Below are 24,411 nucleotides of genomic sequence, written 5' to 3'. Positions count from 1 at the left end.
AGATTGATAAATTTCTATCAATCAGTATGGTTTTCATTGGAATGATTCCTTTAAGGGAGGTGAAACAAGTTGGCAGAAGAAAAAACAACGAATAGTGCAGAGATGGAACAACAAGCAGCACAAGAAGACATCCAAGTAGAAGAAACAGTCGAAGAAGTATTCGAAGAGGCAGAAGCAACTCCTTCCAATGAGGAAAACACAGCTGAAGAATTAAAGGCAGCTAATGAAAAAATTGCTGTACTAGAAGCAAAATTAGAAGAAGAATCTAATCGCTATCTTCGCTTGCAAGCTGATTTTGATAATTCACGTCGCAGAGCAAGGCTTGATATGGAAACGGCTCAAACATATAGAGCACAAAGTCTTGTAATGGACTTATTACCAAACATAGATAATTTGGAAAGAGCTTTGAAAATCGAGGCTGTTGATGAACAAACACAAAGTTTATACACAGGTGTGGAAATGGTTTATCGTGGAATCCTTGAAGCTCTTAAAAAAGAAGGTGTAGAAGCTATCGAAGCGGTTGGAAATGAATTTGATCCACATCTTCATCAAGCAGTAATGCAAGAAGAAGTAGAAGGAACGGAATCTAATATCGTGGTAGAAGAGTTTCAAAAAGGGTATAAGTTAAAAGACAGAGTGATTCGACCTGCAATGGTTAAAGTAAGTCAATAAGCTTTACATATCTAAAAAATAGGAGGGAAATTTGCATGAGTAAAATTATTGGAATTGATTTAGGTACAACAAACTCTTGTGTTGCTGTACTTGAAGGTGGAGAACCAAAAGTTATCCCAAATCCAGAAGGTAATAGAACATCTCCATCTGTAGTAGCATTCAAAAATGGAGAACGTCAAGTAGGGGAAGTTGCAAAACGTCAATCTATTACAAACCCAAACACTATTATGTCTATTAAACGTCATATGGGTACAGACTATAAAGTGGAGGTAGAAGGTAAAAACTATTCTCCTCAAGAAGTTTCTGCTATTATTCTTCAATACTTAAAAGGATATGCTGAAGAGTATCTAGGCGAAAAAGTAACAAAAGCTGTTATTACAGTGCCTGCTTACTTTAATGATGCAGAACGTCAAGCAACGAAAGACGCTGGTAAAATTGCCGGTTTAGAAGTGGAACGTATCATTAACGAACCTACAGCTGCTGCATTAGCTTATGGACTTGATAAAACAGATGAAGATCAAACAATCTTAGTTTATGACCTTGGTGGAGGTACTTTTGACGTATCTATCCTTGAGCTTGGTGACGGTGTATTTGAAGTTAAATCTACAGCTGGTGATAACCGTCTAGGCGGAGATGACTTTGACCAAGTTATCATTGATTATTTAGTAGAACAATTCAAAAAAGAGAATGGTATTGATTTAAGCAAAGATAAAATGGCTCTACAACGTCTTAAAGATGCTGCAGAGAAAGCGAAAAAAGACCTTTCAGGTGTAGCTTCTACACAAATTTCTTTACCATTTATTACAGCTGGAGATGCTGGCCCACTTCACTTAGAAGTAACTTTAACTCGTGCTAAATTCGAAGAGATTTCAGCTTCACTAGTAGAACGTACAATGGGACCAACTCGTCAAGCACTTAAAGATGCTGGTCTTAGCGCTTCTGAAATTGATAAAGTTATCTTAGTAGGTGGATCAACACGTATCCCAGCAGTACAAGAAGCAATCAAAAAAGAAATCGGTAAAGAGCCTCATAAAGGGGTAAACCCTGATGAAGTAGTTGCAATGGGTGCAGCTATTCAAGGTGGCGTAATTACTGGTGATGTAAAAGATGTTGTTCTTTTAGACGTAACACCACTTTCATTAGGTATTGAAACAATGGGTGGAGTATTTACGAAGTTAATCGAGCGTAATACTACAATCCCTACATCTAAATCTCAAGTATTCTCAACTGCTGCTGATAACCAAACAGCTGTTGATATCCATGTGCTTCAAGGGGAGCGTCCAATGGCTGCAGATAATAAAACATTAGGCCGTTTCCAATTAGCTGATATTCCACCAGCACCACGTGGAATTCCACAAATCGAAGTATCATTTGATATCGATAAAAATGGTATCGTAAATGTTCGTGCGAAGGATCTTGGCACAAATAAAGAGCAAACCATTACAATTAAATCTTCTACAGGCTTATCAGATGAAGAAATTGACAAAATGGTAAGAGAAGCAGAAGAAAATGCAGAAGCTGATAAAAAGCGTAAAGAAGAAGTAGAACTACGCAATGAAGCGGATCAATTAGTTTTCACTACTGAAAAAACGTTAAAAGATTTAGAAGGTAAAGTGGACGAAGGCGAAGTAGCGAAGGCAAACGAAGCAAAAGATGCTTTAAAAGCAGCTATCGAGAAAAACGAATTAGAAGAAATTCGTGCGAAGAAAGATGCTCTTCAAGAAATCGTTCAAGCCCTTTCTATGAAATTATATGAAGAAGCTGCTCAAGCTGCACAAGGAGCAGAAGGAGCAGAAGGCGGAGCATCTGGTAAAGATGATAACGTTGTGGATGCAGAGTTTGAAGAAGTAAAAGACGATAAGTAATTGAAATAAACAATAGACGTCTAGTAAAAAGTCAAAGTCAGGTTATCTTGACTTTGACTTTTCTTTTAGAGAATAAGTTTTTAATCGATATTTAAGAAAGATAGCAATAAACTATTGTACTTTGGAAAGGCAAAATGATACAATAGCATCTATGTGAAAAGAATCGGGGAGTGGTAATCAATTATGGATAAACGAGATTACTATGAAGTCCTGGGAGTAAGCAAAGGCGCTTCTAAGGATGAAATAAAAAAAGCATATCGTAAGCTTTCGAAAAAGTATCATCCAGATATTAATAAAGATGCAGATGCAGATGAAAAGTTTAAAGAAGTCAAAGAGGCATACGAAGTTTTAAGTGATGATCAAAAAAGAGCTCATTATGATCAATTTGGGCACACAGATCCTAATCAAGGATTTGGTGGCGGGGGAGACTTCGGTGGTTTCGGTGGCTTTGAAGATATTTTCAGCACATTTTTTGGTGGTGGAGGTTCAAGAAGACGAGATCCTAATGCTCCACGCCAAGGGGCTGATTTACAATATACAATGACCCTTTCATTTGAAGAAGCGGCATTTGGCAAAGAGACAGAAATTGAAATACCAAGAGAAGAAAACTGTGAAACATGTAGTGGAACAGGTGCAAAACCTGGAACCAAACCAGTTACATGTAAGCATTGTAGCGGTACAGGGCAATTGAATGTAGAGCAAAATACGCCGTTCGGTCGTATTGTGAATAGAAGAACATGTAATTATTGCCATGGTACTGGTAAAGAGATTAAGCATAAATGTTCTACTTGTGGCGGAACTGGTAAAGTGAAAAAACGCCGTAAAATCAGTGTTAAAATTCCTGCAGGTATCGATGATGGCCAACAATTAAGAGTATCTGGTCAAGGTGAGCCTGGAGTGAATGGAGGACCAGCAGGTGATTTATATGTTGTATTCCACATAAGAAGACATGATTTCTTCGAGCGTGATGGGGAAGATGTATATTGTGAAATGCCGATTACTTTTGTTCAAGCTGCACTTGGGGATGAAATTGAAGTCCCTACGATTCATGGAAAAGTGAAGCTAAAAGTACCTGCAGGAACACAAACAGGAACGAAATTTAGACTTAAAGGCAAAGGTATTCCAAATGTGCGTGGATACGGTCAAGGTGACCAACACGTGATTGTACGACTAATAACGCCAACAAAGCTATCCGAAAAACAAAAGCAAATTTTACAAGAGTTTGCTGATGTAACAGGGGCTTCCCCTCAAGGAGAAGAAGATGATAGCTTTTTCTCTAAAGTGAAAAAAGCATTTAAAGGTGAATAATCAGAGTTGTATTTGCTCAAATTCTTTTTTCTATAGAAAAAAAGAATTAGTTGGAAAATGGAGCAGCCGGAATACACGTAGACTCCTATGGGATTAGCGCGATCCCCACGGAAAGCGAAGTGTATTTCTGCTGCAGGTAATAGCAACAAACGTTACGAAAACAGCCATAATCAAAAAGGAGTTGGTAGAAATGAAATGGTCAGAAATCACAATTCATACTACAAATGAAGCGATTGAACCTATTTCAAATATTTTGCATGAAGCAGGTGCTAGTGGGGTAGTTATTGAAGATCCCTTTGAATTAATTAAGGAAAGAGAAGACCAATTCGGCGAAATCTACCAACTAAATCCTGATGATTATCCTGAAGAAGGCGTTCTAGTTAAAGCATACTTACCGATCAATAGTTTTCTTGGAGAAACAGTGGAAGCAATTAAAGAAAATATTAATAATTTAGTACTATTTAATATTGATATTGGATTAAATAAAGTTTCTATTATGGAAGTTAATGAAGAAGAATGGGCGACCGCTTGGAAAAAATATTATCATCCTGTAAAGATATCGGAGAAATTTACAATTGTGCCAACTTGGGAGAATTATACTCCAGTTCATACAGATGAATTAATTATTGAATTAGACCCAGGTATGGCATTCGGTACAGGAACTCACCCAACAACTGTATTATGCATCCAAGCTTTGGAAAGAATAGTAAAAAAAGATGATGTGGTTATTGATGTAGGGACTGGATCTGGTGTATTAAGCATTGCCGCTGCGATGCTAGGAGCTAGCTCTGTACTGGCTTTAGATTTGGATGAAGTTGCAGTACGTTCTGCAAAGCTAAATATTAAGTTGAACAAGGTTCATGAAAAAACAACAGTTCGCCAAAATAATCTATTAAGCGGTATAGACGAACAGGCAGATGTAATTGTTGCAAATATTTTGGCAGAGGTTATCGTACGATTTACAGATGATGTTTACCGTTTACTTCAGAAAGACGGTTACTTTATTGCTTCTGGTATTATTCTTCAGAAAAAAGAAGAAGTGAAAGATGCTATTATAGCTTCAGGACTAGAAATAATAGAAACAGTACAAATGGAAGATTGGGTAAGCATTACCGCTCAAAAAAAGAACTAAGGTATAACAAATGTCTTTTTGACGGCGCTAAGCTGTAAGAGTAAGCGTATATTCTAAAGGAAAAAAGGAAGTTTCGTTTTGCGATTCTTCCTTCTCTATTGCTTAAAGGAAAGTAGGTATTCGATTGCAGCGTTATTTTGCTAAACAGGAAGAAGATACTTTTATAATCCAAGAAGATGATTATCATCATATAGTTCGTGTGATGCGCATGAATGTTGGAGATAAAATATACTGTGTCAATAATGATCAACAGGTAGCACAGTGTTCAATAGAAAATATTTTCGAAAACGAAGTCACTGCAAAAGTGGTACAATGGTTAGAAGGAGAAATAGAACTACCTGTTTCTGTTTCCATCGTGAGCGGACTGCCAAAAGGGGATAAGCTAGAATGGATTATTCAAAAGGGGACAGAATTAGGCGCTTATGAGTTTATCCCTTTTATAGCAGCTCGCTCTGTCGTTAAATGGGATGAAAAAAAAGGGGCAAAAAAGCTCATTCGCTGGAATAAAATTGCCAAAGAAGCGGCTGAACAATCTCATCGAACGATGATACCAGAAGTAAGTACCCCAATCAGTATGAAAGAATTAATCAAACGCTCAAAAAGCTATGACGTAAAGATAATTGCTTATGAGGAAGAGGCAAAAGAAGGCGAATCGGCTATGTTAACGAAGAAATTACAGTCGATGACAAAGGGGCAAACAATCCTTGCCTTGTTTGGACCAGAGGGTGGTCTAAGTGAATCAGAGGTAAATTTATTAAAAGAGCAAGATTTTGTGACATGTGGACTTGGTCCAAGAATATTAAGAACAGAGACTGCACCGTTATATCTATTGTCTGCTGTATCTTATCATTTTGAATTGATGGAGTGATAAAAATGCCAACAGTTGCTTTTCACACATTAGGATGTAAAGTAAACCATTATGAAACGGAAGCGATCTGGCAGTTGTTTAAACAACAAGGCTATGAACGTGTAGATTATGAAAATATTTCAGATGTATATGTTATAAATACATGTACTGTTACGAATACAGGGGATAAGAAGAGCCGTCAAGTTATTCGTCGTGCAGTCCGCAAAAACCCTGATGCGGTTATTTGTGTTACAGGTTGTTACGCACAAACATCACCAGCAGAAATCATGGCTATCCCTGGTGTCGATATTGTAGTAGGGACACAGGATCGTGTGAAAATGCTAGAGTACATTGCGCAATTCAAACAAGAAAGACAACCAATTAATGCAGTTGGAAACATCATGAAAAATCGTGTTTATGAAGAAATGGATGTACCTGCATTTACAGATAGAACGAGAGCATCTTTAAAAATTCAAGAAGGCTGTAATAACTTTTGTACTTTCTGTATAATTCCTTGGGCAAGAGGATTGATGCGTTCTAGAGACCCACAAGATGTTATTAAACAAGCGCAGCAATTAGTGGATGCTGGCTATAAAGAAATCGTGTTAACAGGTATTCACACAGGCGGATATGGCTCTGATATGAAGGACTATAATTTAGCTAACCTACTTCGTGATCTAGAATCGCAGGTGAAGGGGCTAAAGCGTCTTCGGATTTCTTCTATTGAGGCTAGTCAAATAACAGATGAAGTAATCGAAGTATTGGATAAATCTAAAATAATTGTAAATCATCTTCATATTCCTATTCAATCAGGATCAGACACTGTTTTAAAAAGAATGAGAAGAAAATATACGATGGAATTCTTTGCGGAAAGAATTACGAGATTAAAAGAGGCTTTACCAGGATTAGCAATTACATCCGATGTTATTGTCGGTTTCCCAGGAGAAACAGAAGAAGAGTTTATGGAAACATATAATTTTATTAAAGACCATAAATTTTCCGAATTACATGTATTCCCTTATTCAAAGAGAACAGGAACTCCTGCTGCACGTATGGACAACCAGATTGATGAAGATGTGAAGAATGAGCGAGTACATCGTTTGATTTCGCTTTCTGATCAGCTGGCAAAAGAATATGCGTCTAACTATGAAGCGGAAGTAGTAGAAGTTATTCCAGAAGAAGTTTACAAAGAGGATGGAAATGGCAAGCTTTATGTAGGATATACAGATAATTATCTAAAGGTAGTTTTCCCTGCTACAGAGGAAATGGTTGGGAAAATTGTTAAGGTTAAAATCATCAAAGCTGGCTATCCTGTGAATGAAGGACAATTTGTCCGCGTTCTGGAAGAAATAGAAGATCAAGCAGCGATTGTTTCTTGAGAAAAAATTAATGGTTCACTTTTTGTGTTACGGAAAGTAATATTAATTTAGAATATGTTGTTGAAGCTCTTTGTTTCAATTGCTGCAAAGAGCTTCGACATCATTTTCATTAGTACATAAATCAAAGGAGAATCATAATGAATATTGCTAAAATGATTGATCACACTTTATTGAAAGCAGATGCAACAAAAGAACAGGTTGTTACTCTATGTGAAGAAGCAAAACAATATGTATTCGCTTCGGTCTGCGTTAACCCAACATGGGTGAAAGTTGCAAGTGAATTACTGAGTGGAACAGAAGTAAAAGTGTGTACAGTGATCGGTTTCCCTTTAGGCGCAACTACTTCCGCAACAAAAGCATTTGAAACAGAGGATGCAATCAAAAATGGTGCGACAGAAGTAGATATGGTTATTAATATTGGTGCGCTAAAGGATAAAAATTATGATTTAGTTAAAGAAGACATAAAAGCAGTTGTTGACGCTGCTAAAGGTAAAGCTTTATCAAAAGTAATAATTGAAACTAGCCTGCTAACAAATGAGGAAAAAGAAATCGCTTGTAAATTAGCTGTAGAAGCAGGAGCTGACTTTGTAAAAACGTCAACAGGCTTCTCTACAGGTGGAGCGACGGTTGAGGATATTGCATTAATGAGAAAAACGGTTGGACCAGATGTAGGTGTAAAAGCTTCTGGAGGTGTGCGCAGCAGCGAAGATACAGAGAAAATGATTGCTGCAGGAGCAACTAGAATTGGAGCAAGCTCTGGGGTAGCAATCGTTAATGGCTTAACGAGCACTGGTGATTATTAATAGTTGTAATAGAAAATCCTTAGAATAAACGATACTTTCGTTTTTCTAAGGATTTTTTGGTATGTGATTATTAATAGTATTAATATGTTTCTGTATATGCTTTTCGGTAATTACTTGGGGTAGTATGCATAATTTTTTCGAAGTTTCGATTAAAACTGCGAATGTTTTTATATCCAACCATATCAGCAATTTCTGTGATTTTACTATCCGTTGTTTTTAATAATTGGGATGCCAATGTAACCCGATGCCCGTTTAAAAAATCAACGAATGGTACTTTTAGTATCTTTGTAAAAAATCTTGATAGGTAAGAGTAATCATAACCAAACCTTTGTGATAACTCTTTTAATGAAAGTTCCTCTGTAAAGTGATTTTGGATATAGTTCAGTAAATCATGTAATAAATAATCATCTCTCCGTGTTTCCTCTTTAAATGATGTTTGGTTTAATAATTCCGCACAAATCAAATATAATACTCCTTTTTTAGCAAGCATCGAGCTTTTACTTTTAATGAACAACTCCTTTATCATCTCACAAGTGTTAGGTTGTAACCTGAATACTGGATGGATTAAGTCTTTATTTTTACTTAGTTGATAAAACTGATTAACTAATTCTGGTGAAAAGACATAAATCCAAGAGTGATTGTTCTGAGTGCTATGCAAACTATGTATCTGATTCGAAAGAATGAGAGCGTTTTCTCCAGCTTGCAGTGTATAGGTTTTATTCTGTATATTAAGCTCCAGTGTTCCTTCATCGACCATTATCAATTCCATGCTGCGGTGGAAGTGTGGAAGGTTAGTAGGAGTGAATGCTGATATACGATCAAAATCGCCATTTTGTCCAAAATAATTTGATTGATAGTATAACATTCAATGTACTCCTTTCAAGTCAAATTTTGTCCATAATTATACAATTTAAGTACTAGTTACGTCAAACGGTCATGACTAAAATTAATCTGTGATAAGAAATGAGTTCTTTCTTATCTTTTTAAACTTACAAGTAGTGTCTGCACTTAAGCAGTGATACTATTTGTAGCATTTTAAAATAAAATAATTTAAATGGCATTGTTAAAGAATAGTTGTTACCTGCAAAAAGGCAGATAAGGAGGATCAAAGTGTGTGAAAGGCAGCAGAGCGTAACAAATGGTTTAACAACGCCAAAAAGATGGGAGAGAGGCAAGAAAGTATGAAAGCGAATCTAAACTTTTTATACACCCCTTTATTTGTATTAAGAGATATTATTGATTTCACTTAGTGAATTTTGTTTAATAAGTATATTTATCTATCTTTAGAAATATCATTTTTGAAGTACACAAATAAAAAAAGAAAGAGTGTAGATTCCTATTGAATAATTACCAATGGATTTGGAGTTATGTAAAGAAGAACAAGAAAAAAGTAATTAGTGCAACGTTGATTTTATTGGCAAATTCCTTCTTTGTAGTGATTATTCCTATTTTAAGCGGAAGATTGATTGATGAAGTCATTGAGAATAATCGAGTCCAACTCTTAGTTCCAATTCTGTTAGCGATGATAGGGGCAACACTTATTAGAACGGTTACTCGTTACATATACCAAATGTTCTATGAACATGTTGGTCAAGATGCACAGTTTGAAATCAGGCAAGATATGTACAAAAAACTACAAGAGCTTGATTTTGACTTTTTCAATCATAATAGAGTAGGGGATATTATGGCGAGGATGACAGGGGATATGGATGCGATACGCCATTTTGTTTCATGGGTTTGCTACAATATCGCTGAATGTGTCATCTGGTTTGTCGTTGCTATTCTAGTAATGATGAGCATCGATTGGAAACTAACTTTAGCACTTGTTGCCGTTACACCAATTATTTTTATTTTTACGCAAAAAATGTCCAAAGCAGCACATCCTGTATTTTTAGAAATTCGCGAAAGTTTTTCAAGACTGAACTCCATGGTAGAAGAAAATATTAGTGGAAACCGAGTAGTTAAAGCGTTTTCTCGTGAAGAATATGAAATTGAAAAGTTTAATCATTTTAACAATGATTATCGGAAGCGTAATCTTGATTCTGCTAATGTTTCGAAAAAATATTTACCATGGTTGGACGGATTTGCAGGCGTATTAGCTGTTATTACATTATTATTAGGTGGGTTATTTGTTATCCAAGGAAGTATGTCCATTGGTGATTTGGTTGCTTTTAACGGCTTTATGTGGCTTCTAAATATGCCAATGCGTATGAGCGGATGGCTGATAAATGATGTGCAGCGTTTTAATGCATCGTGTGTAAAAATTAGAAATTTATTAAATACCGAGCCGCAAATTATGGTGGAAGACAGAAAGAAAGGCAAGAAAATTTCTGGATATGTAACATTTGAAAATGTCTCTTTTGCGTTTTCCGATGATCCAGAAACACCAATCTTAAAAAATGTTTCCTTTAGCGTTCGACCGGGGCAAACAGTGGGGATTTTAGGTGAAACAGGATCAGGCAAATCTACGCTTGTTAACTTAATTGCAAGATTCTATGATCCGACAGATGGGGAAGTATTAATTGATCATGTCAATGCCAAAGAATGGCCAGTACGGAAGCTCCGTGATCAAATTTCGATGGTAATGCAAGACATCTTTTTGTTTTCCAATACGATTGAGGAAAATATCTCCTTTGGAAATCCATATTTGAATATGGAACAGATTCAGCGTGTTGCAGCGATTGCAGATGCTCATAATTTCATTGCTAAAATGCCTGAAGGATACGATACAATCGTAGGCGAGCGTGGGGTTGGATTATCTGGGGGTCAAAAGCAAAGAATCTCTTTAGCGAGGGCGTTAGCAAAGGATCCGTCTATTTTAATATTAGATGATACGACATCGGCAGTAGACATGGAAACAGAAAGTAAGATTCAAAAAGAACTAACTCAGCTAACGAAAACTAAAACAACATTTATTATTGCGCATCGGATTTCTTCTGTGAGAGAAGCGGACTTTATTTTAGTTCTTGATAAAGGCGAAGTAAAGGAACGAGGAACACATGCAGAGCTCGTTGCCAAAAAAGGAATGTATTACGATGTATACAAAAGACAGCTAGGATTAGTAGAGCAGGAAGAAGGGGGAGCAACCATTGGCCCGTAATAAATTTAATGTCGATGAAGAATTAGAAACCGAATTTAACTGGAGTCACTATAAACGAATCGGTGCTTATATTAAACCTTATAAAAAGGCATTGTTTATTACATTGCTAATCATATTAACTGCCAATGTGGCAGGGATGCTCGGTCCGTTTTTTACGAAAATAGCAATCGATGAAATCATACCAAATAAAGATATATCATTACTGATAGGCATTAGTATTCTGTTTATTCTTTCTCTAGTTGTAATCGGAATATGTATGCGCTACCGTATTCAATGGATTACACAAATTGGTCAGAATATCTTAAAGGATATGCGCTTAGATATTTTTCAGCACCTACAGAAGCTTCCCTTTTCTTACTTTGATAATCGTCCCCATGGGAAAATTTTGATAAGAGTCGTTAACTATATTAATACATTAAGTGATTTATTAAGTAACGGTTTAATCAATCTCATTTCTGATATCATCAGCGTAATTATTACGTTAATTTTCATGTTTGCAATTGATGCAAAATTAACGTTGTATAGTTTAGCACTCTTGCCGATTTTAGGATTATTAGTATGGGTTATCAAAAATATGCAGAGAAAAGCATATCAAGTGTTAAGTAATAAACAATCTAATATGAATGCCTATATCCATGAAAGTATTGCTGGGATAAAAATTACCCAATCATTTGCTAGGGAAGAGGAAAACTTTGAAATTTTCGATGAAGTAAGTAATGAGACACGTACATCTTGGCTCAAAGCAGTATCCATTCAGTTTTTATTATGGCCAGGGGTACAAAACATCTCTGTTTTAACGACAAGTTTAATTTATTTCGTAGGAATACGTCAGATTGGGGTAGATGTTAGTACAGGAACACTTGTGGCGTTTATTGGATATGTCAATAATTTCTGGAACCCTGTTATAAATATGGGGAACTTCTATAATGCGCTTATTACTGCTTCCGCTTATTTAGAGCGCATATTTGAAACATTGGATGTAGAACCAGATATTAAGGATGATCCAAAAGCGATCCAAATGCCAACAATAAAGGGAAATGTCACATTTGACCATGTTTCTTTCCGCTACGAAGAAGGGAAAAACATCCTTAACGATGTTAGCTTTCATATAAATGCGGGCGAAAGCATTGCCTTAGTAGGACCAACAGGTGCCGGAAAATCAACCATTATCAATTTGTTAAGCAGGTTTTATGATGTAAATGAAGGAAGCGTAAAAATTGATGGGATAGATGTCAGGGATGTTACGCTGAAATCTCTCCGCTCGCAAATGGGTGTGATGCTTCAAGACACTTTTGTATTTTCAGGGACCATTCTAGAAAATATTCGTTATGGAAAGCTGGATGCAACTGAAGAAGAAATTATTGCAGCAGCTAAAATTGTAAGAGCTCATGATTTCATTAAAGATTTAAAGGACGGTTATCATACTGTTGTAGAGGAACGAGGCAGTACATTATCAGCGGGACAAAGGCAGCTGATCTCTTTTGCACGAGCCCTCTTAGCAAACCCTAAAATACTGATTTTAGATGAAGCTACGAGCAGCATTGATACAAAAACAGAGGAACTCCTGCAAGAAGGAATTACCGAATTGTTAAAAGGTCGGACTTCTTTCATCATCGCCCATCGCCTATCGACAATTAAAAATAGCAGACAAATATTTTATGTGGATGGTGGTAGAATTGCGGAAAAAGGTACCCATGAAGAGTTAATGACTAAAAAAGGATTGTATTATCATTTATATCAATCCCAATATGATTTATTAAAAGTAATGTAAATAAAGAGACTGAAACATAAGTATTTTTAATCAAATAACCCCGAACAATTATACGTACATATAAGAAATAATCGTATAGTTGTTTGGGGTTTTATTCATTTTAAGAAAGAAGGTTTGTGGTGATCACCCGCAGCCTGAATACACTTTGCTTTCCATGGGGCTAGCGCCATGCCTCCTCGCTTCTTAAGTTCCTGCGGGGTCTTGGACTTTCTCGCAGCTCCCATAGGAGTCGAGCGGACGCCTCTCCAAACCAACCTTATTTTTACTTTCAAACATGCTTGCTCTTCATTTCGCACGAAAAAAAGACTTTTTCAGTGGTCTCTAATAGAGTGTCTGTAGCGTAATGGAACGAGTTGGTTTCGCTACTAAAGGAGAGATTGTTCGTCTTTATTTATTATATATTTTGTTCTGTCCAGTCTCTTTTCATTAATCCAATATAGAGAAAAACATCTTTAACTGTGTATACGCATAATTAATTTGCCAAAACGTTCAGCAAAGGGAAGAACTAAAAGCGAAGACAAGACATTAAATAGTAGACTTGCATGGGCCAGTTGGACATCAATATCAGACGTCATATTTTTAACAATAGCAGCTAATTCATGGATAAATGGATAAAACAAAATAACCCCGCCGATATTTAACCAAATATGGGCATATGCACAGAGTTTCGCACTTTTTTCTGTTCCGAGTGAAGCCAAAAAAGAAGTAACGCATGTTCCAATATTAGAACCTAACATAATTGCAATAGCAATCTCGATAGGAAGCAGTCCTGCCGTCAAAAAACCCATAATAATTCCAATTGTAGCAGTACTTGATTGAATCAATGCGGTAATAACAATGCCAACTAGAAGAGCGAGGAAAGGACGATCTGCCAATTGGAGAAAAAAAGTATTTAATGTTGTTTGGTTTTCAATCATTCCAGCAAAATATTTAAAGCCTCTCATCGTTGTAAAGACGATAGAAATACCAAATAAAATGAAACCAAAACTTCTTAACTGATATTTATTTATAATCATAAACAGTACACCAAAAATGGCAAGTGGCAGTAAATAATTATTAATATCAAAAGTAATAAATTCGGTTGTAAATGTTGTCCCTATATTTGTTCCTAAAATAATTCCAATGGATTGAGGGAAAGTTAAAACTCTTGCAGAAATTAATCCGATTGTGAGCACCATAACTGCAGCACTGCTTTGGAGAAGGGCTGTAATAATGATGGACACGATTAAGCCCTTCCAAGGTTTATCTGTTAATTTTTCGAGTAAACCTTTCAATGAATGAGAAGATAAATTAAATAAGCCTGTTCGTAAAAGCGTCATTCCATAAATAAATAAAAGGATAAGTCCGATAAAAAGTAAAAGATAAATCATTGTATGCTTCCTCCTTATCAGAACTATATGAAGAGAAGAAGAAGGACATGCCATTTAAATGATAGAAGAATAAACTTCTTTATAGTAGCTTATATGGCATGGTGTTTAAAATGATTTATAGAGGGAAAAATAGAGGACGAGAAAGGAATGGAGGGAGAAAAAGGCTGATTTCTTGTGTAAAACACCTTTTTTTTACGTTTTTTTAAAACAATTTGTCTAACTAGGTCAAATACGGTTGACCTTGTAACTTTGATATATTATAATGTCAAGGTACATGGAAACCATGTTGATGTTAGTGTGTTGTGTTCGGAGGGAGGGAAAGAGAATGTCTAAAACCGTCGTTCGTAAAAACGAATCGCTTGAAGATGCTCTTCGTCGCTTCAAACGTTCAGTATCAAAAACTGGTACTTTGCAGGAAGCTAGAAAGCGCGAATTCTACGAGAAACCAAGTGTGAAACGTAAGAAAAAATCAGAAGCAGCAAGAAAACGTAAGTTCTAAGAGAGGGTGTAGCTAAATTGAGTCTTCTCGAACGCTTAAACAATGATATGAAGCAAGCGATGAAAAACAAAGAAAAAGATAAACTAGTTGTAATTCGAATGATTAAGGCTGCCATTCAGAATGAAAGAATTAAGCTTGGTAGAGATCTTTCTGAAGAAGACGAGTTATCTGTCCTTTCTCGCGAAGTAAAACAACGCAAAGACTCCCTCCATGAGTTTGAGAAAGCAGGTCGTGAAGATCTTGTTGACAAAATACGTGCGGAGTTAAAACATGTTGAAATATATATGCCTGAACAGCTTTCGGAAGAGGAGCTAGCAGAGATTGTGAAACAAACAATCGCTGATACTGGTGCTTCTTCGAAGAAAGAGATGGGAAAAGTGATGGCTGCTTTAATGCCTAAAGTAAAAGGAAAAGCAGACGGTTCACTAGTAAATAAACTTGTACAACAACACCTTTCATAAATAAGTTTATGTTTTAAAGGCTGCAGATTAAGTCTGCAGCCTTTTTACATAAAGGGATTGAAAAGGTTTTCTTTTTTTAGAGTGCGAGGTCGTTTGCCTAATTTTTGTTTTATCTATTTACAAAAAAACATCTAATAAAAAATTAAAAAAAGTGAAACTTTTCATCAAGTTAACCGTATACATAGTCATAAGCTTTTCCTATTCTATTTTAGAAAGGAGGGAGAATTTGAAAAGGCAAAAGAAATTATTGTTTATTCCTCTTCTTTTTATGCTTTTACTATCTATCATTCCAAGCATCATTTATGCGAATAATGACGAGATAGTATATGTGGTTCCGATTAAGAATACTGTTGAAAAAGGTTTGAGTGAGTTTATCGATCGAGCAATAACAGAAGCAGAAGAAAATCGCGCTAGTGCCATTATTTTTGATATGAATACTCCTGGTGGAGACGTTTCGGCTGCTATTGAAATAGGAAAAAGAATATCTGAAACAGATATTAAAACCGTAACCTACATTAATCAAGATGCTATTTCAGCAGGTTCTTATATTGCGTTAAATACCGATGAAATCTATATGGTGGAAGGAGGCAGGATAGGCTCTTCTGGAGTGATTGACCAACAAGGAAACGCAGCGGATGAAAAAGCTCAATCTTACTGGCTTTCTGCGATGAAAGGTGCAGCAGAGAAGACAGGGAGAGATCCAATTTATGCGATGGCTATGGCAGATAAATCTATTGCTATACCTGGAATAAAGAAATCTGGGACTTTTTTAACCTTAACTTCATCTGAAGCACAAGAAATAGAATATTCAAACGGTACTGTTAAAAGTTTAGATGATGTATTGAATCAGTTAGACTTGCAGGATGCAAAATTAGAAAGGCTAGATGAAAGTTTCGCAGAGAAAATAGCAAGGTTCGTGACAAATCCTATTATCGTTCCTATTTTATTGTCGATTGGAAGTCTAGGATTGATTATTGAGTTATATTCACCTGGATTTGGACTCCCGGGAATTGCGGGAATATCTGCACTGCTGCTCTTTTTCTATGGTCACCTAGTCGCAGGACTTGCAGGATATGAAAGTCTAATTCTCTTTGTGATAGGTATCCTTTTAATTATATTGGAATTCTTTGTCGTCGGAGGAATAGCGGGAGCAATAGGGATTGTTTCAGTCATAGCAAGTATGTTTCTTGCAAGTGGAGATATTGCGGTCATAGGGATAAGCCTTGTAATCGCAATAGGGGTTTCGATTATCGCATCTATCTTATTAGTAAAGGTGTTTGGTAGAAAAATGAAATTCTTTAGAAAAATAATATTAACAGACTCAACTAGTACAGAAAATGGGTATGTCTCTAATCAAAATCGCGAGGATTTGATTGGAAAAACAGGAATTGCCTTGACTGCATTACGTCCTGCTGGCGTAGTTCTCGTGAACGAGGAAAGAGTTGATGTAGTGAGTGAAGGTAGTTTTATTGATAAAGAGAAAAATGTAAAAGTGGTAAAAGTTGAAGGTTCTAGAATTGTGGTAAGGGAAATACTAACGAAAGATATACTAAAGGAGGATGAGTAATGTTAGTTGGAGGATTTGAAATTTTTTGGATTATCGTAGTAGTACTGGCAGTTATTTTATTAGGGGTACTATTAACTTTTGTGCCAGTCATGCTATGGATATCTGCTTTAGCAGCTGGAGTGAAAATTAGTATTTTTACATTGGTGGGGATGCGTTTAAGAAGGGTAATTCCAAGTCGTGTCGTAAATCCGCTAATTAAAGCACATAAAGCTGGGATAAATGCAACGATTAACCAATTAGAAAGTCATTATCTTGCCGGAGGTAATGTAGATAGAGTTGTAAATGCTTTAATTGCTGCCCATCGTGCAAATATTGAGTTATCATTTGAAAGATGTGCTGCTATTGACTTAGCAGGACGGGATGTATTAGAAGCGGTTCAAATGAGTGTCAATCCGAAAGTAATTGAGACACCTTTTATCGCTGGTGTAGCGATGGATGGTATTGAAGTTAAAGCGAAAGCAAGAATTACAGTGCGTGCAAATATTGAGAGACTAGTAGGGGGAGCTGGAGAAGAAACAGTTGTAGCCAGAGTTGGGGAAGGAATTGTTTCGACAATCGGTTCGTCTGATAACCATAAAAAGGTATTAGAAAATCCAGATATGATTTCTCAAACTGTTTTATCTAAAGGCTTAGATGCTGGTACTGCCTTTGAAATTCTATCGATTGATATTGCGGATGTTGATATCGGCAAAAACATCGGAGCGGAATTACAAACAGAGCAAGCAGAAGCAGATAAAAAAATCGCTCAAGCGAAAGCAGAAGAACGTAGAGCAATGGCTGTAGCCCAAGAACAAGAGATGAAGGCAAAAGTACAAGAAATGCGTGCTAAAGTTGTGGAAGCAGAAGCAGAGGTTCCTATGGCTATGTCTGATGCATTGCGTTCTGGCAATATGGGTGTAATGGATTATATGAACTTACAAAATATAACTGCTGATACAGAAATGCGAGGCTCCATTGGCAAATTGACAGATGATCAGAAAAATAAAGATGATAATGAGTAAACTTTAAGAAAGGGAGGGAAAAGATTTGGAAATCCTTCCAATAATAATTGCTGTTGTAGCTTTTCTCTTCTCTTCTATATTTGACAATAGCAAAAAACAACAGGCTCCTAAACAAACAAGACCACAGGTGCCAAAGCCTGTTAACCGAGAAGTGGAAAGAAAACAACCAGTCATGGCAGTTCCTGAAAAAACAAAAAAAGTGGTGGAAAAGAAAAAACCACTTTCTGAGTTGGAAAGGCTTCAAAGAGAAAATGCAAGTTTACAAAAGAAAATTAAAATGATGGAACAGCAACGAAATCGAGGAGCTCAAGTGCCAGTTTTAAATAAGGTGGTTAAAGGAGCAGATTCGGAAGGCTTCTTTACAAAGGAAAATATTGTTCAGGCAGTCGTATTTTCTGAAGTTTTAGCTTCCCCTCGATCAAGAAATCCGCATAGAGCATCTATGCAAAGTAAAACTAAAAAATAAGAAATACAAGTATAGAGAGTTATTATTAAGCGTTATTTCTCCCTTCGAGAAACTATTTGCTTGATAATGGCTCTTTTTTTATGCGTGTAAGATTAAACAGAAGAAAATTTCGATAGAAAGCATGCTGCCAATGTTTTTCTTAGCATAATGTAAAACTCCTTGAATATGATGATAGTAAGTGTAAGAAAGCGTACTGTCTATCTAGAGAATCTCATAAAAGAGAGGAAAGGGGGGTTCTTTTTTTATGGCTAAAAAGTGGGGACATAACTTGCGGAACTGGATGATTAAAAACTTAGAACTTCCTCAAGATGTCATGATGGACTTACCTAGAATCACAATGATCGGACAAATACATATTTATGTAGAGAACCACCGAGGGTTAATAACCTTTTCAGATAAAGAATTGCGATTGCTTTTAAAACAAGGGCAACTGTTAATCAAAGGAAAAGGGTTCGTTATTAAAACGATATTGCCGGAAGAAATATTATTAGAAGGGAAAATAGATCAAGTTTTATACATAAATGAGTGATTTGGGAGGAAATTATGAAAAATCATTGGATTGAATATTTAACAGGGATTATTACAGTGAAAGCAACGGGCAAAGGTTTAGAACGCTTTTTAAATAAGTTATTAAAAAATGATATTGCTATCTGGCGTGTAAAAAAACATGGACCTCAAGCTGTAACTTTTCAAATTAGTTTAAAGAAAATTCACCATTTTCGTCGTTTAGTTAGAGGTAGCGGTATAAAAATAGAGTTTCAGCGCAGAGCTGGAGCTCCATTTCTATATAAGAGATTGTGGAAGAATAGTGGTTTTGTGATGGGGTTATTCCTTTTTTTAGGACTAGTTCTGACTTTATCCAATATGGTATGGGGAATAGAGGTTAAGGGAGCAAATCCGGCAACAGAATATCAGATACGTAAGCAGCTTGACAAGATGGATATTAAAATTGGTAAATTTCAATTTTTTGCGAAAGAGTTAGATGAAATCCAAGCGGAACTAACGAATAATATTGATGCGATTACATGGATTGGTGTGGAGTTAAAAGGGACAACTTATCATTTCCAGGTTGTTGAGAAAAATGAACCGAAGAAGAAGGAAGAAGTGGGACCACAAAATTTAGTAGCGACGAAAAAAGCGACAATAGTATCTGATTTTGTGGAATCTGGTACGAAACAATATACAATCAATGAAGTTGTAAAAAAAGGACAATTGTTAGTTTCTGGAACAATAGGAAAGGAAGATAATACGAAAAGTGTATCTGCTAAAGGAAAAGTATGGGGGGAAGTCTGGTATACAACCGAAGTGACAGTTCCTTTAGAAACAACTTTCCAAGTATTTAATGGAGAAGAGAAACAAAAATTTTATATAAGGCTAGGTAAGTGGGATATACCTGTATGGGGATTCGGCAAAGTAGAATATAAGCAGTTTGAGAAAGAAGAGAACGAGACGAATGTTAAGTTTTTCAAATGGGAGTTACCGGTGAAGGTTGTAAATGAGACTTATCGGGAAAAGGAAATTGTGAAAAGGGGATATAGTGGCAAGGAAGCTGTGAAGAAAGGGAAGGAAGATGCAAGAAAGGATATTATGAAACGAATTGGAGAAGATGGAAAAATTAAGGAAGAAAAAATTTTGCAACAAGATATAAAGAATGGTAAAGTAAAACTAAATATAGCTTTTACAACAGTAGAAAACATTGCGAAAGCACATCCTCTAACTCAAGGAGATACAGAATGACAGAAGATTTAAAAACGATGAATGTAAAATTGAAAGATCCAAACGAAGCGATTGCTTTACTTGGTAATGGAGATAGCAATCTGCAAGTGCTTGAGAAAGAATTAGATTGTAACATCGTAACGAGAGGAGAAACATTGCTTGTTTCTTCTGAAAGTCCTGATTCAATAGAGCTCGTGGGGGATATTGTTGAGAAACTTTTACAAGTTATCCGTAAAGGTGTTTCTATCAGTCAACGAGATGTGATTTATGCTATTTCTTTGGCAAAGAAAGGAACACTTGAATATTTCGGGTCACTATATGATGAAGAAATAGCGAAAACGATTAAAGGTAAATCAATTAGAGTAAAAACAATTGGACAAAGTGAGTATATACGCTCTATAAGAAGACATGATTTAGTGTTTGGAATAGGGCCAGCAGGTACCGGTAAGACTTATTTAGCCGTTGTGATGGCCGTAAATGCTTTAAAGAATGGTAAAGTAAATCGAATTATTTTAACAAGACCAGCAGTAGAAGCTGGTGAAAGTTTAGGATTTTTGCCAGGAGATTTGAAAGAAAAAGTGGATCCATATTTACGCCCATTATACGATGCGTTGCATGATGTTCTCGGTATGGAGCATACAACACGTTTGATTGAAAGAAATACGATTGAGGTTGCTCCACTTGCGTATATGCGTGGAAGAACATTGGATGATGCATTTGTAATTTTGGATGAAGCACAAAACACAACTCATGCTCAAATGAAAATGTTTCTAACGAGGCTTGGAGTTGGTTCCAAGATGGTGATTACAGGTGACAAAACACAAATAGATCTACCAAAAGGTGTTAAATCTGGTTTGGTGGTTGCTGAACAAATACTGCAAAGTGTTAACGGAATTGGCTTTGTTCATTTAGAAGAAAGTGATGTAGTAAGACATCCATTAGTTGGAAAAATCATTAACGCATATGGAAAACAAGATGTGTAAGAAAAAAGGGACAATATCTTAAGTGTTTTAGAGGACTTAAGGTATACTGTCTCTTTTTTATGTTTGAATCCTTTTGGAAAGATGAAATATTTCGAAAAAGGGTGAAAACAATCGAAAAAACTGTTATCATTTTACATATGATAAGGTTTTTGCTTCTATGTTAATGATGACTTTACTTAGCAAAAAGGAAAGTAAAGAGGAGCCTCTAGACCAGCTGCAAAGGGAGAAATTTCATCTAGATAGGTTAAGGGTTAAGAAATAGGTTTAAGATGATAAATAAGCTAATCAACCTATTTTTAATGATAGGAGGTAAATATGAGCGTTTGGCAGAGAATGAGTAATAACGTAATAAAACTAATGAATATTACCCTTTTTAAAATAATTCTATTTGTTTTAATTGGTGTTATTCTATTCTTTACACTGTATGGAAATGTAAAGCCGGAAAAATTAAACGTACAGCTATTTTCTGTTGCAGATCAAACGATTCGTTCACCAATCACGGTGGAAGATAAAGAAAGTACAGAAAAAAAGAAAGAAGAAGCAAAAAATCAAGTACAGGACGTATATGTTGTTAATAAAGAAATAGCGCAAAATCGTGTGGATTTAATATCATCCATATTTGATTCAGTGACGGAAGTAAATAATGAAGTAGAAAAAGAATTGGAAGAAAAAAAGAAAAAAGCAGAAGAAGAGGATAAGGACAAAGATTCGATAAAAGAGCCATCTGTTGATGAGAAGGTCGAATTGCTAAAGGGAAAACTAACCAATGAAGTGACGAACGAAATAATGGATCGATCTTTAAAATCACTTATTCCTTATTCAGAAGATCAATTAGAAATAGCAAAAGATATTACAGTTACAGCGATACATACAGTCATGAATGGAAAGATTCCTTCTGACGAGGTTGAGAATGCGAAAAAAAGAGTGGAGGATATTTTAAAGGTTAATGATGGTTTAACATCTGATTTAAAAAGTGCAAGTATCGACTTAGGAAGATTTGCCATTATTCAAAATGAGTTTTATGATCCGACTGCGACTGAAGAGATGCGTCAGCAAGCTGTGGATAGCGTTGAGCCGATAAGAGTCCTTCAAGGTCAAGTTCTTGTAGAAGAAGGTCAATTAATTAGCAGGGAAATACATAGGCAGCTTGAGCTTGTTGGATTGTTGGATAGTGATAATTCGATTCAGCCCTTTATTGGTTTAGGTTTAATTATATTATCCATACTAGCTGCTTTATATTTTTATACATTCAAAAGAATATCAAAGGAAAAAGAGAAAAATATTCAATTTTATTTAATGTTCTTTCTAGTATTAAGTGTAACGATTGTCCTCATGAAAACGATAAGTATGTTTCAACAGTTTGAATATACAGAGATTGGTTATATATTTCCGGCTGCAATGGCTGTGATGCTAATTAAAATATTAATGGAAGAGAAATCAGCCATGTTGGTAACCATTATTCTTGCCATTTGTGGAATGATTATGTTTAATGAAGGCGTTGCTGGAACTTTTAACGTTGGAATGGGAATATATATTATTGCGAGTGGTTTGGCAGGAACGTTATTTTTAAATAAAAGGAATCAGCGAAACAATATTCTTTATGCAGGATTCTTTATTTCTTTCATTAACATTGTTACGATATTAGCGATTTTATATTTGCAAAATGGCCATTATGGTGCAAAAGAATATGGCGTGTTCATTTTATTGGCTATTATATCAGGAATTAGCTCTGCTGTTTTAACAATTGGTTTCCTTCCATTTCTTGAAACAGGCTTTGGAGTTCTTTCAACAATCAAGTTAATTGAGCTCTCCAATCCAAATCATCCGTTATTGCGAAAAATTTTAACAGAGGCACCTGGTACCTATCATCATAGTGTTATGGTTGCTAATTTAGCAGAATCAGCATGCGAGGCGATTGGAGCCAATGGCTTACTAGCAAGAGTAGGTTGCTATTATCATGATATTGGCAAAACAAAAAGGCCGCATTTCTTTATTGAAAATCAAATGAATATGGGGAATCCCCATGACCGCATCCCGCCTCAAGCAAGTAAAAATATTATAATTGCCCATGCAACGGATGGCGCGGAATTATTAAGAAAATATAAAATGCCAAAAGAAATAGTCGATATTGCTGAGCAGCACCATGGAACCTCTTTATTAAAATATTTTTATTATAAGGCAAGAGAAAAGGGTGGAGAGGTAAAAGCACATGATTACCGTTATCCTGGACCGAAGGCGCAGACACGAGAAGTAGCAATTATCGGGATTGCAGATAGTGTGGAAGCAGCCGTAAGAAGTTTAAATGCGCCAACTACGGATCAAATTGATTCATTAATTAAAAATATTATTTCTGATCGTTTACAAGATGGACAATTGGACGAATGTGATTTAACATTAAAGGAATTAGAAATTGTTCGAAATACATTAAGTGAAACATTAAAAGGGATTTTTCATTCACGAATCGAATATCCTGAAATGAAAAAGTAAAGGAAGTATAGTATGAATTTAGAAATTGATTTTATTGATGAAACGGAAAAAGTAAAGGAAAGTGAAAGAACAAAGATTAATGATCTTCTTCAATTTGCAGCTAAAAAACAAAACCTGCAAGGAGAAATTGAGCTTTCCATCACTTTTGTTCATAATGAGCAAATTCAAGAAATAAATAGGGAATACAGAGAAAAGGATCAACCAACAGATGTCATTTCTTTTGCACTTGAGGAATTAGGAGAAGGCGAGATTCAGTTGGTTGGGGAAGGTCTTCCTAGAATGTTAGGCGATATTGTCATTTCTATCGATAAAGCGGAGGAACAGGCAAAGGAATATGGTCATTCATATATGCGAGAACTTGGATTTTTATCTGTTCATGGCTTTTTGCACTTGCTAGGATATGACCATATGACAGAAGAAGAAGAAAAAGTGATGTTTACTCTACAAAAGGATATATTAGATGAGTTCGGATTACAAAGATAAAAGGATTCGAAAGAACAGTCAATTATCCTCCTTCCGCCTAGCTGTTTTAGGAATACTAACTGCTATTAAACAAGAAAGAAATGTAAAGATTCATTTGGTAATATCTATTCTTGTTATTATATTAGGTATTTTAAATGATTTATCGAAACATGAGTGGATGTTCATTGCGTTTTGCATTGGGTTAGTCATTAGTTTGGAGCTGATAAATACTGCTATTGAACGAGTAGTAGATCTGGTTACAAGTGAATATCATCCATTGGCAAAAGAGGCAAAGGATATAGCGGCAGGTGCCGTATTTGTAGCAGCAATTCTTTCTGTGGTGATTGGTGGAGTTATTTTTATCCCGAAAATACTACAAGCTATAATGAGCTAGAAATAAGAAAAAGCTATCTAGATAAAAATTAGATCGATGAGGCAATGATTATCATTCATTGCGATTGGATCTTATTTTTAAAAGATAGCTTTTTTCTGTTATTTTACATGACTTTTTTTAACCCACTC

The 24,411-nt window shown here is 35.8% G+C and carries 22 protein-coding genes; 20 read left to right on the top strand and 2 right to left on the bottom strand.

The genetic code is table 11. The features are described 5' to 3' along the window. The first annotated feature begins 69 nt into the window (after positions 1 to 69). The 7 genes from grpE (at position 70) to deoC (ending at position 8,006) form a co-directional block, all read left to right on the top strand. Positions 70 to 672 carry a nucleotide exchange factor GrpE gene (grpE, locus tag NKG37_RS23650; protein ID WP_016202958.1) on the top strand — a complete coding sequence of 201 codons (603 nt, stop codon included), beginning with the start codon at positions 70 to 72 and terminating at the stop codon, positions 670 to 672. Positions 673 to 707: 35 nt separating this feature from the next. Further along, positions 708 to 2,537 carry a molecular chaperone DnaK gene (gene dnaK / locus NKG37_RS23645; protein WP_016202959.1) on the top strand — a complete coding sequence of 610 codons (1,830 nt, stop codon included), beginning with the start codon at positions 708 to 710 and terminating at the stop codon, positions 2,535 to 2,537. A gap of 183 nt (positions 2,538 to 2,720) precedes the next feature. After that, the gene (gene dnaJ / locus NKG37_RS23640; protein WP_101730808.1) at positions 2,721 to 3,845 is read left to right on the top strand and encodes a molecular chaperone DnaJ; all 1,125 of its coding nucleotides are present in this window, start codon (positions 2,721 to 2,723) and stop codon (positions 3,843 to 3,845) included. 190 nt (positions 3,846 to 4,035) lie between these two features. Beyond that, on the top strand, positions 4,036 to 4,977 hold the full coding sequence (prmA, locus tag NKG37_RS23635; protein ID WP_016202962.1) for a 50S ribosomal protein L11 methyltransferase: 942 nt from the start codon (positions 4,036 to 4,038) through the stop codon (positions 4,975 to 4,977). Positions 4,978 to 5,101: 124 nt separating this feature from the next. Next, entirely contained in the window at positions 5,102 to 5,845 is a 744-nt protein-coding gene (locus tag NKG37_RS23630) for a 16S rRNA (uracil(1498)-N(3))-methyltransferase (protein WP_016202963.1), read from the top strand. 5 nt (positions 5,846 to 5,850) lie between these two features. Beyond that, on the top strand, positions 5,851 to 7,203 hold the full coding sequence (mtaB, locus tag NKG37_RS23625; protein WP_016202964.1) for a tRNA (N(6)-L-threonylcarbamoyladenosine(37)-C(2))-methylthiotransferase MtaB: 1,353 nt from the start codon (positions 5,851 to 5,853) through the stop codon (positions 7,201 to 7,203). A 137-nt stretch (positions 7,204 to 7,340) separates the two neighbouring features. Further along, complete coding sequence (gene deoC / locus NKG37_RS23620; RefSeq protein ID WP_016202965.1) at positions 7,341 to 8,006, top strand: deoxyribose-phosphate aldolase; 666 nt, start codon at positions 7,341 to 7,343, stop codon at positions 8,004 to 8,006. Positions 8,007 to 8,085: 79 nt separating this feature from the next. On the opposite strand, the gene NKG37_RS23615 is transcribed toward deoC, so the two are convergent. Beyond that, a complete protein-coding gene (locus tag NKG37_RS23615; protein ID WP_254415428.1) occupies positions 8,086 to 8,871 on the bottom strand; it encodes a helix-turn-helix domain-containing protein in 786 nt (261 codons plus the stop codon). Positions 8,872 to 9,345: 474 nt separating this feature from the next. Here NKG37_RS23615 and NKG37_RS23610 point away from each other — a divergent pair, with 474 nt between their 5' ends. Both NKG37_RS23610 and NKG37_RS23605 read left to right on the top strand, forming a co-directional pair. Continuing rightward, positions 9,346 to 11,106 carry an ABC transporter ATP-binding protein gene (locus NKG37_RS23610; RefSeq protein ID WP_254415427.1) on the top strand — a complete coding sequence of 587 codons (1,761 nt, stop codon included), beginning with the start codon at positions 9,346 to 9,348 and terminating at the stop codon, positions 11,104 to 11,106. Further along, complete coding sequence (locus tag NKG37_RS23605) at positions 11,096 to 12,877, top strand: ABC transporter ATP-binding protein (RefSeq protein ID WP_254415426.1); 1,782 nt, start codon at positions 11,096 to 11,098, stop codon at positions 12,875 to 12,877. Before NKG37_RS23610 ends, NKG37_RS23605 begins: the two co-directional genes overlap by 11 nt. A gap of 452 nt (positions 12,878 to 13,329) precedes the next feature. Here NKG37_RS23605 and NKG37_RS23600 read toward each other — a convergent pair whose 3' ends face one another. Beyond that, on the bottom strand, positions 13,330 to 14,247 hold the full coding sequence (locus NKG37_RS23600; protein ID WP_254415425.1) for a Na/Pi symporter: 918 nt from the start codon (positions 14,245 to 14,247) through the stop codon (positions 13,330 to 13,332). Positions 14,248 to 14,572: 325 nt separating this feature from the next. On the opposite strand from NKG37_RS23600, the gene rpsU reads away from it, so the two are divergent. The 11 genes from rpsU to NKG37_RS23545 all read left to right on the top strand — a co-directional run bounded on the left by rpsU (position 14,573) and on the right by NKG37_RS23545 (position 24,283). Then, on the top strand, positions 14,573 to 14,746 hold the full coding sequence (rpsU, locus tag NKG37_RS23595; protein WP_003152957.1) for a 30S ribosomal protein S21: 174 nt from the start codon (positions 14,573 to 14,575) through the stop codon (positions 14,744 to 14,746). Positions 14,747 to 14,763: 17 nt separating this feature from the next. After that, on the top strand, positions 14,764 to 15,207 hold the full coding sequence (locus NKG37_RS23590) for a GatB/YqeY domain-containing protein (RefSeq protein WP_101730811.1): 444 nt from the start codon (positions 14,764 to 14,766) through the stop codon (positions 15,205 to 15,207). Positions 15,208 to 15,412: 205 nt separating this feature from the next. Further along, positions 15,413 to 16,774 (top strand): NfeD family protein, encoded by a 1,362-nt coding sequence (locus NKG37_RS23585; RefSeq protein WP_254416435.1) that lies wholly within the window; start codon positions 15,413 to 15,415, stop codon positions 16,772 to 16,774. Next, positions 16,774 to 17,775 (top strand): flotillin-like protein FloA, encoded by a 1,002-nt coding sequence (gene floA / locus NKG37_RS23580; protein WP_016202971.1) that lies wholly within the window; start codon positions 16,774 to 16,776, stop codon positions 17,773 to 17,775. The genes NKG37_RS23585 and floA overlap by 1 nt, the downstream gene beginning before the upstream one ends. Before the next feature lie 25 nt (positions 17,776 to 17,800). Further along, a complete protein-coding gene (locus NKG37_RS23575) occupies positions 17,801 to 18,241 on the top strand; it encodes a hypothetical protein (protein WP_254415424.1) in 441 nt (146 codons plus the stop codon). A gap of 244 nt (positions 18,242 to 18,485) precedes the next feature. After that, a complete protein-coding gene (gene yqfC / locus NKG37_RS23570) occupies positions 18,486 to 18,770 on the top strand; it encodes a sporulation protein YqfC (RefSeq protein ID WP_016202973.1) in 285 nt (94 codons plus the stop codon). A 14-nt stretch (positions 18,771 to 18,784) separates the two neighbouring features. Beyond that, the gene (yqfD, locus tag NKG37_RS23565; protein WP_016202974.1) at positions 18,785 to 19,978 is read left to right on the top strand and encodes a sporulation protein YqfD; all 1,194 of its coding nucleotides are present in this window, start codon (positions 18,785 to 18,787) and stop codon (positions 19,976 to 19,978) included. Then, complete coding sequence (locus tag NKG37_RS23560) at positions 19,975 to 20,940, top strand: PhoH family protein (RefSeq protein ID WP_016202975.1); 966 nt, start codon at positions 19,975 to 19,977, stop codon at positions 20,938 to 20,940. Before yqfD ends, NKG37_RS23560 begins: the two co-directional genes overlap by 4 nt. A 315-nt stretch (positions 20,941 to 21,255) precedes the next feature. Next, the gene (locus NKG37_RS23555) at positions 21,256 to 23,427 is read left to right on the top strand and encodes an HD family phosphohydrolase (RefSeq protein WP_101730812.1); all 2,172 of its coding nucleotides are present in this window, start codon (positions 21,256 to 21,258) and stop codon (positions 23,425 to 23,427) included. Between the two features lie 12 nt (positions 23,428 to 23,439). Further along, complete coding sequence (gene ybeY / locus NKG37_RS23550) at positions 23,440 to 23,910, top strand: rRNA maturation RNase YbeY (RefSeq protein ID WP_016202978.1); 471 nt, start codon at positions 23,440 to 23,442, stop codon at positions 23,908 to 23,910. After that, positions 23,888 to 24,283, top strand: a complete 396-nt coding sequence (locus tag NKG37_RS23545; protein WP_016202979.1) for a diacylglycerol kinase family protein — start codon at positions 23,888 to 23,890, stop codon at positions 24,281 to 24,283. Before ybeY ends, NKG37_RS23545 begins: the two co-directional genes overlap by 23 nt. Positions 24,284 to 24,411: the final 128 nt, after the last annotated feature.

The sequence above is a fragment of the Niallia sp. RD1 genome (assembly GCF_024219955.1).
GTDB lineage: Bacteria > Bacillota > Bacilli > Bacillales > Cytobacillaceae > Niallia > Niallia alba.
Note: the sequence above shows the minus strand (reverse complement) of the source record. Positions and strands in the feature narration are given on the sequence as shown.

Coding starts and splice junctions, on each gene's coding strand:
- NKG37_RS23560 (WP_016202975.1), top strand. CDS start 19,975: ATGACAGAAGATTTAAAAACGATGAATGTAAAATTGAAAGATCCAAAC.
- yqfD (WP_016202974.1), top strand. CDS start 18,785: ATGAAAAATCATTGGATTGAATATTTAACAGGGATTATTACAGTGAAA.
- dnaJ (WP_101730808.1), top strand. CDS start 2,721: ATGGATAAACGAGATTACTATGAAGTCCTGGGAGTAAGCAAAGGCGCT.
- NKG37_RS23555 (WP_101730812.1), top strand. CDS start 21,256: ATGAGCGTTTGGCAGAGAATGAGTAATAACGTAATAAAACTAATGAAT.
- deoC (WP_016202965.1), top strand. CDS start 7,341: ATGAATATTGCTAAAATGATTGATCACACTTTATTGAAAGCAGATGCA.
- ybeY (WP_016202978.1), top strand. CDS start 23,440: ATGAATTTAGAAATTGATTTTATTGATGAAACGGAAAAAGTAAAGGAA.
- floA (WP_016202971.1), top strand. CDS start 16,774: ATGTTAGTTGGAGGATTTGAAATTTTTTGGATTATCGTAGTAGTACTG.
- dnaK (WP_016202959.1), top strand. CDS start 708: ATGAGTAAAATTATTGGAATTGATTTAGGTACAACAAACTCTTGTGTT.
- yqfC (WP_016202973.1), top strand. CDS start 18,486: ATGGCTAAAAAGTGGGGACATAACTTGCGGAACTGGATGATTAAAAAC.
- mtaB (WP_016202964.1), top strand. CDS start 5,851: ATGCCAACAGTTGCTTTTCACACATTAGGATGTAAAGTAAACCATTAT.
- rpsU (WP_003152957.1), top strand. CDS start 14,573: ATGTCTAAAACCGTCGTTCGTAAAAACGAATCGCTTGAAGATGCTCTT.
- NKG37_RS23545 (WP_016202979.1), top strand. CDS start 23,888: ATGAGTTCGGATTACAAAGATAAAAGGATTCGAAAGAACAGTCAATTA.
- NKG37_RS23600 (WP_254415425.1), bottom strand. CDS start 14,247: ATGATTTATCTTTTACTTTTTATCGGACTTATCCTTTTATTTATTTAT.
- NKG37_RS23615 (WP_254415428.1), bottom strand. CDS start 8,871: ATGTTATACTATCAATCAAATTATTTTGGACAAAATGGCGATTTTGAT.
- prmA (WP_016202962.1), top strand. CDS start 4,036: ATGAAATGGTCAGAAATCACAATTCATACTACAAATGAAGCGATTGAA.